At 66.6% G+C, this 1,905-nt stretch carries 1 protein-coding gene; it reads left to right on the forward strand.

The annotated features are described in order from the left end of the window. Positions 1–1,905: ABC transporter ATP-binding protein/permease (locus tag AC2VOG_RS08085; RefSeq protein ID WP_486939395.1), on the forward strand; the 1,905-nt coding region annotated here is incomplete at both ends.

Raw genomic sequence — 1,905 nt, forward strand, 5'->3', positions numbered from 1 at the left:
TCGACCACCGAATTTCAGCGCGCATACACGATCTCCGAAGCCGACCCGCCTGCCGGGCGTTTCGCCGTCGACGTGGTGTTGCACGACCCGGCCGGCCCGGCGTCCACCTGGGCGCGCACCGTCGAACCCGGGGCGACCATTGCGGTGATGTCGTTGATGGGCTCGTCGCGTTTCGACACACCCGACGAGCACCCGGCGGGCTACCTGTTGATCGGCGACGCGGCGTCGATTCCGGGTATCAACGGCATCATCGCCGTCGTCCCCGACGACGTGCCGATCGAGGTGTATCTCGAACAGCACGACGACAACGACCCGCAGATTCCGATCGCCGCGCACCCGCGACTGCGGCTGCACTGGGTAACCCGGCGCGACCAGAACTCCCTGGCGTCGGCCATCGAAACCCGCGACTGGTCGGACTGGTATGCCTGGGCCACACCGGAAGCCACCACGCTCAAGCACGTTCGGACTCGGCTGCGCGACTTCGGCTTCCCCAAATCCGAGATTCATGCCCAGGCATACTGGAGCGCCGGACGCGAAATGGGTATCCGCCGCGGCGACGAACCCACGGGGGTCGACATCGCCGAGCCGGAAAGCGCTGTCGTGCAAGAGGCGTCCGCAGTCCAGGGAAGTTGGCGTGCGCAGTCGGCGGGTCGGCTGCTGGCGCCGCTGCGCCCGGCGTTGATCGCTTCCGGTGTGCTGCAAATGGTCATCACGCTGATCCAGTTGGCGCCGTTCCTGCTGTTGGTCGAACTGACCCGGCTATTGGTGTCCGACGCCGAACCTTCGCGACTGCGCGAGATCGGCTTCGCCGCCGTCGCACTGCTCGGTGTGGGCACCCTGCTGGGGGCCGCGCTGACGCTGTGGCTGCACGTCGTCGACGCCCGGTTCGCCCGCGACCTGCGGTCGCGGCTACTGGGGAAATTGGCGCGAGTGCCGTTGGGCTGGTTCACCGCTCGCGGATCCGGATCGATCAAACAACTGGTTGCCGACGACACGTTGTCGTTGCACTACCTTCTCACCCACGCCATCCCTGATGCGGTCGCCGCGGTGGTAGCGCCGCTGGCGGTGCTGGTCTACCTGTTCGCCGTCGACTGGCGAGTAGCGTTGGTGCTGTTCGTTCCGGTGCTGGTCTACCTGGTGTTGACGTCGTCGATGACGATTCAGTCCGGCCCGAAGATCGCGCAGTCGCAACGCTGGGCGGAGCGGATGAGCATCGAGGCCGGCGCGTATCTCGAAGGCCAGCCGGTGATCCGGGTGTTCGGTGGTGCCGCCGCGTCAAGTTTCCGCCGCCGACTCGACGAGTATGTCGGTTTCCTGACCGACTGGCAGCGCCCGCTGGCCGGCAAGAAAACCTTGATGGACTTGGTCACCCGGCCCACGACCTTCCTGTGGCTGATCGTCGCGACCGGCACGCCACTGGTGGTGGCCGGCGAGATGACACCCGTCGACCTGCTGCCGTTCTTGTTGTTGGGCACCACCTTCGGTGCCCGGCTGCTGAACGTCGCGTACGGCCTCGGCGGTATCCGCGCCGGCCTGTCGGCCGCCCGGCGGTTGCAGATCGCTCTCGACGAGCCGGAGCTCGCGGTGCGCGACCGGCCGCGGGAAGAATCCCGGTACTCGGTGGTGTTCGACCGGGTGAGCTTCGGCTATCGACCTGAGATACCGGTGATTCACGACGTCTCCCTGACGCTGCGGCCCGGAACCGTCACCGCTCTCGTCGGCCCCTCCGGGTCCGGAAAATCCACGCTGGCTGCGCTGCTGGCTCGCTTCTACGATGTGCAGCAGGGTGCGATCACCGTTGCCGGACAGGATATTCGGTCGCTGACCGCCGATGAGCTCTACACGCGAGTGGGGTTTGTCCTGCAGGAAACTCAGCTCGTGCACGGCACCGTCGCGCAGAACATC

It is taken from the genome of Mycobacterium sp. TH-M11, from assembly GCF_057473725.1.